Below are 5561 nucleotides of genomic sequence, written 5' to 3' on the forward strand. Positions count from 1 at the left end.
GCCCGGGAGTCCGAGCGCGGCCCCGCTCAGCCCGGCTGCGCTCCCGTCGCCACCGGACGGGACGGATCTGCCGTCCACTCGCTCCACGAACCGGCGTACAGCGCGGCCGGCACGCCCGCCACGGCCAGCGCCAGCACCTCGTGGGCGCCGGAGACCCCGGACCCGCAGTAGACGCCGACCTCGGCCCCCGGCACCGCGCCCAACGCGGAGAAGCGCCCGGCCAGCTCGGCGGCGGGCCGGAACACCCCGTCCGCGTCCACGTTCTCGGTGGTCGGGGCGGAGAGCGCGCCCGGAATGTGCCCCGCGACCGGGTCCAGCGGCTCCACCTCGCCGCGGTAGCGCTCCGCCGCTCGGGCGTCCAGCAGCACGCCCCGGCGGGCGAGCGCCGCCGCGCCGTCCGCGTCGAGCAGCGGCACCGCGCCCGGCGCCGGGACGAAGTCGCCCTCGGCGACCTCCGGTACCTCGTCCGTGAGTTCGCCTCCCGCGGCCGTCCACGCGGCCAGTCCGCCGTCGAGCACGCGCACCGACCGGTGACCCGTCCAGCGCAACAGCCACCAGGTGCGCGCCGCGGCCCAGTTCTGGCCGCCGTCGTACACGATCACGTCGGCGTCAGCGGAGACGCCCGCGCGGCGCATCGCGGCCCCGAAGGCGGCCGGGTCGGGCAGCGGGTGGCGGCAGCCGGACCCCTGGGGGCCCTTGGGGCCCGTCAGCTCGTCCTCCAGGTCCAGGTAGACGGCCCCGGGAAGGTGACCGGCGGCGTACTCCGGGCGGCACGACGGGCCGCTCGACTGCCAGCGGACGTCCAGCAGTCGGGGCGTCCGCTCCCCCACCGCGAGCAGCTCCGCCAATTCCCTTGCGCTGATGATCGGATTCATGCCGGACATCCTGGCGTAGCCACCCCTGCGTCCGACAGGCACCCTGGCGGGACAGCGCACGACCGATCGATACTGAACGGCAAGAGCCCCGAAACGGAAGCGAAACGCGATTTCCGGCCTCTTCCTGCTGGATCCCACGGGAACCAGTGTCATCCGGCGCGGCCGGGGGGCATGACACGACCGGTGGTGCAACCATCTGCTCAGGCACCGTCCCAGCACCACCCCGCGCGCAGCGGTCCACGGGAGTTCCGCCCGTGCCGTCAGGCCATGGGAGCGCCGCGCGGCCACCACGATGGTCCGAGGAGAGAGCGACGATGACCGAGGTCTGGGGATCCGCCCCGCGGCGGAGCGAGGGGCGGGTCCGGCATGTCCCGGGCACCCCGTGCTGGACGAGCCTGCTGGTGCACGACCTGGGGGCCACGAAGGAGTTCTACGGCGGCCTCTTCGGCTGGAGCTACGACAGCCCGGGGCCGTGCCGGCTCGGCCCCTGCGTCCGCGCCACCCTCGACGGCCGCGAGGTCGCGGGGCTCGGCGAACTGCCGCCCGACCGGCGGCTGCCGAGGGCCTGGACCACCTATCTGGCCAGCGACGACGCCGATGTGACGGCGGAGTGGATCCACTGCTCGGGGGGCACGGTGGGGGTGGGTCCCATCGCCACCGGGGACGCGGGCCGCCTCGTCCTGGCCTCCGACCCGGCCGGCGCCCCCTTCGGCGTCCGGCAGGCGCACGAGCCGCCGGAGGCGCACGAGCCGGGAGCGCCGGGGACGGCCGTGTGGCACGAGCTGCTGACCCATGACGCGGCCGTCGCCGTGAAGTTCTACAAGGCGCTCTTTCCCTACGAGATCAAGCCGGCCGACTCCGTCGACTGCGACCGGCTCACCCTGCACCTGGACGGCCGGCCGGTCGCCTCCGTGCGCGGTGTCGGACCGGCGGTGCGGCGGCCGCACTGGACGACGTGGTTCGAGGTGGCCGACACCGACGCCGCCGTCCGGCGCGCGGAGGAGCTGGGCGGGCGGGTGCTGGAGGCCCCGCAGGACGGGCCGGCGGGGCGGACGGCGTCGGTCGCGGACCCGGAGGGGGCCGTCCTCACGCTGGTGCGGTCACCCCGTTAGCCACCCCGTCCGCCGGCTCGCGGTCCGCCGGCTCGGGGTCCACGGGCTCGGGGTCCACGGGCAGCACGTCCGGGGAGAGCGCGGCGGCCCGGGCCGCCGCCGCGGTGAGGCGCCGGCGGTGGTGACGACGACACAGCACCTCGTAACCCACCACCGCCTCGGGCTGGTTGACGTCCCCGACGACGACCTGGGCGCCTTCCACGACCATCTGCCCGCCGACGGTCCGGGCGTTGTGGGTGGCGCGGGCACCGCACCAGCAGAGGGCCTCGACCTGGAGGACCTCGATGCGGTCGGCGAGTTCGACCAGGCGCTGGGAGCCGGGGAACAGCTTGGTGCGGAAGTCGGTGGTGATGCCGAAGGCGAAGACGTCCAGTTCGAGGTCGTCGACGATCCGGGCCAGCTGGTCCACCTGCTCGGGGGCGAGGAACTGGGCCTCGTCCGCGATGACGTAGTCCACCCGGCCGCCCGCGGAGAGGTGGCCGACCACATGGGCGTAGAAGTCGAACCCCTCGCCCGCCTCGACGGAGTCCGTCACCAGGCCGAGCCGGGACGACAGCTTGCCCTCGCCCGCGCGGTCGTTGCGGCTGTAGATCATCCCTTGCAGGCCGCGGGCCGAACGGTTGTGCTCGATCTGCAGAGCGAGGGTGCTCTTTCCGCAGTCCATCGTTCCGGAGAAGAACACCAGCTCGGGCATGGGAAGGCCAACGCCTTTCGTTTCGTGGGGCGGGTCAGGACAGGGGGTGGTGCTCAGGTGCGGACTTCGAGGAGCGGCACCAGCTGCTCGACGGGCGTCATGGAGCCGTGCAGGCCCACCATCTTGGACTCGTTGGGCTCGGTCTCGGTGGCGACGATCGCCACGTCGTCCCGGGCCGCGGCGACCACGTCGCCGATCCGCGCGTACACCCGGTCGTCCACGCCGGCCCCGGGAGGGCCGAACCAGCCGGCCTCGATGGCCTCGTCGCGTCCCGCGACCCACATCTGCTCCCCCAGCACCTCGCGCCACACGGCGAGCACGTCGGCGGCGGCCCCCGGTACGGCGTAGACGTGCCGGGCCCGGGCCTCCCCGCCGAGCCGCGAGACGCCGGCGCGGAGCTCCCAGTCCTCGTCGAAGTCGATGCGGGCCTCGGGGGTGAACGGGATATCGATCATGCCGTGGTCGGCGGTGACGTAGAGCGCCGAGCGCGGGGGCAGTTGCTCCGCGAGCCGCCGGGCCAGCAGGTCCACGTACATCAGCTGGCCGCGCCACTCCTCGGAGTCGACGCCGAAGCGGTGGCCCTTGCCGTCCACCTCGCTGTAGTACGTGTACACGAGCGAGCGGTCGGCGGCGCCGAGCTGCGCGGCCGCGAGGTCCATCCGGTCCTCGCCGGACAGCCGGCCGTGGAAGGTGCCGCCGCTGAGCGCGATCCGGGTGAGGGGGGTGTGCTCGAAGTCGGGCGCCGAGACCTGGCAGGTGTGCACGCCCGCGTCGTCCGCGAGCTGGAAGACGGTGGGGTACGGCTGCCAGTGGTGCGGGTCCGTCCACGGGCGCCAGCGCAGCTGGTTCATCAGCTCGCCGGTGGCCGGGTCGAGGACCGTGTAGCCGGGCAGGCCGTGGACGCCCGGCGGAAGGCCGGTGCCCACCGAGGCCAGTGAGGTGGCGGTGGTGGACGGGAAGCCGGAGGTCAGAGGGGAGCCGGTGCCGTTCAGCGAGCTGCCGAGCAGCGAGTGGAGGAACGGCGCCTCGGCCGGGTGGGCGCGCAGCAGCTCCCAGCCCAGACCGTCGATCAGGAAGACGCAGACCCGGTCGGCGGGCGCAAGTTCCAGTCCGGAGCCGAAACCCGGGACGCCCATGCCCGCCACCGCGGCGGGCAGCAGGTCGGCGAGGGAACCGGTGCCGTAGCGCGGCAGCGGTGCGGTGCGGGGGTCCAGCGGGGCGGGCTCGGGCCAGGCGGCGCCCGCGGTGCTCGGGTACGACATCAGCGGCCGGTGACCGCGGTCGCCTCGGAGATCGCCTGGGCGAAGGCGAGGGTCTGGCGGACGCTGTCGGGGCCGTCGCCGGCCTCGCTGACGCGCAGGCTGAGGTCGTCGGCGGTCGAGGAACCCGTGTAGCCGTGGTCCGCGTCGCAGTTGGGGTCGCCGCAGGCGGCGGGCTCCAGGTCGATCCGGGAGACCGCGCCCCAGCCGATGGTCAGGACCACCTCGCGGGGCAGCGCACCCGGCGTGTAGGACTCGGGGTTGGCCACGACCCGGCTGACCACGACCGACGAGATGCGGTCCAGCTTCACGGACTCGGTCGAGGTGGTGGCGTACGGGGACGGCGAGGTGCCGTCGGCCGCCTGCTCGTCGGTGTGGCTGACGATGAACCGCGTACGGGTGAGGACCAGGACCGTCACATGGCGGCGGACCTCGTTCGAGTCGAACGTCGTCTCCTGGTGAACCAGGTACGACACGACCGGCTCCCCGCCCACGGCCGCCTCCACGGCCTCGGCCACGAGGGCCGGGTAGTAGCCGCTGCGCTCGATCGCCGCGCGCAGCCCCTGGGTCGTCGTACCGGTCTTCGCCATACGCCCATCCTACGGGGCGTACGGACCCCTGCCGCCGCCGATGCCCGGGCCGGTGCCCGGGGTCCGGCCCCGGCCGTGGCTCAGTACGCCGGCAGGCTCCGCGGCCCCGGGTCGCCGCGCGGCGGGGGCGGAGCCAGGCGTATGGAGGCGCCCAGGACGTGGATGCCGTGCTGGGCAACGATCACCGGCTCCAGGTCGGCGCCGACCACCTCCGGGTGGTCGTCCATCAGCCGGGAGACGCGCAGCAGCAGCTCCTCCAGCGCCCCGGTGTCGACGGGGGCGGCGCCGCGCCAGCCGAAGAGGAGCGGCGCGGTGCGCACCGAGCGGATCAGCTCGGCCGCGTCCCGGTCGGTGGCCGGGACGAGGCAGTGCGCGGTGTCGCCGAGCAGCAGCGACGGGGCTCCGGCGAGGCCGAAGGAGAGCACCGCCCCGGCCGCCGGGTCGATCGCGGCGCGGACGACGGTGTCGACGCCGCGCGGGGCCATCGACTGGACCACCAGGCGGGTCTCCGAGGGCTTGCCGAGCAGCTCGGTCAACTCGCTGTACGCCCGCAGCAGTTCGGCCTCGCCGCCGAGGTCGAGGCGGACGCCGCCCAGGTCCGCGCGGTGCCGCAGGTGCGGGGCGGTGGGCTTCAGGGCGACCGGGAAGCCCAGCCGGTGGGCCGCCGCCACGGCGGCGTCCGGGTCGGGGGCGGGCAGCGCGGGGAGGACGGCGATGCCGTAGCGGGCGAGGAGGCGCTGGGTGTCGGCGGCGGACAGGGTGACGGCGTGCGGCCCGCCGGGACCGCTCTCGGCGACGCCGTGGGCGGTGAGCAGCACCTCGATGTCGGCCGCCGCGCCCGCCTCGTCGATGTCCTCGTACTCGGGGACCCGGCCGGGCCGCTCCTCGGCGCGCCGCCGCCACTCGGCGTACCGGGCGACGTGGGCCAGGGCCCGGGCGGCCCGCTCGGCGGCCGGGTACGCGGGGACGCGGACCGAGCCGGGGCCCGCCGGAGCGCCGTCCTCCGGCGGGGCGGCGAGGGCCTCGGCGAG

At 75.2% G+C, this 5561-nt stretch carries 6 protein-coding genes; 1 reads left to right on the forward strand and 5 read right to left on the reverse strand.

Annotated features, from left to right (window positions below):
- Positions 1-26 precede the first annotated feature (26 nt).
- Entirely contained in the window at positions 27-875 is an 849-nt protein-coding gene (locus tag JNW98_RS25680) for a sulfurtransferase (RefSeq protein WP_223770674.1), read from the reverse strand.
- 314 nt (positions 876-1189) lie between these two features.
- Here JNW98_RS25680 and JNW98_RS25685 point away from each other — a divergent pair, with 314 nt between their 5' ends.
- The gene (locus JNW98_RS25685; protein WP_223770675.1) at positions 1190-1987 is read left to right on the forward strand and encodes a VOC family protein; all 798 of its coding nucleotides are present in this window, start codon (positions 1190-1192) and stop codon (positions 1985-1987) included.
- Here JNW98_RS25685 and JNW98_RS25690 read toward each other — a convergent pair.
- The 4 genes from JNW98_RS25690 to JNW98_RS25705 form a co-directional block, all read right to left on the reverse strand.
- Complete coding sequence (locus tag JNW98_RS25690; protein ID WP_223770676.1) at positions 1962-2681, reverse strand: thymidine kinase; 720 nt, start codon at positions 2679-2681, stop codon at positions 1962-1964. The genes JNW98_RS25685 and JNW98_RS25690 overlap by 26 nt on opposite strands.
- 53 nt (positions 2682-2734) lie before the next feature.
- Positions 2735-3943, reverse strand: a complete 1209-nt coding sequence (locus JNW98_RS25695) for an alkaline phosphatase family protein (protein WP_223770677.1) — start codon at positions 3941-3943, stop codon at positions 2735-2737.
- Positions 3943-4530, reverse strand: a complete 588-nt coding sequence (locus tag JNW98_RS25700) for a DUF5998 family protein (RefSeq protein WP_004949338.1) — start codon at positions 4528-4530, stop codon at positions 3943-3945. Before JNW98_RS25700 ends, JNW98_RS25695 begins: the two co-directional genes overlap by 1 nt.
- Before the next feature lie 80 nt (positions 4531-4610).
- Positions 4611-5561, reverse strand: a 951-nt coding sequence (locus tag JNW98_RS25705) for an acetate--CoA ligase family protein (RefSeq protein WP_223770678.1), incomplete at its 5' end; no start/stop codon positions are given.

The organism is Streptomyces huiliensis (assembly GCF_020037025.1).
Taxonomy (GTDB): domain Bacteria; phylum Actinomycetota; class Actinomycetes; order Streptomycetales; family Streptomycetaceae; genus Streptomyces; species Streptomyces huiliensis.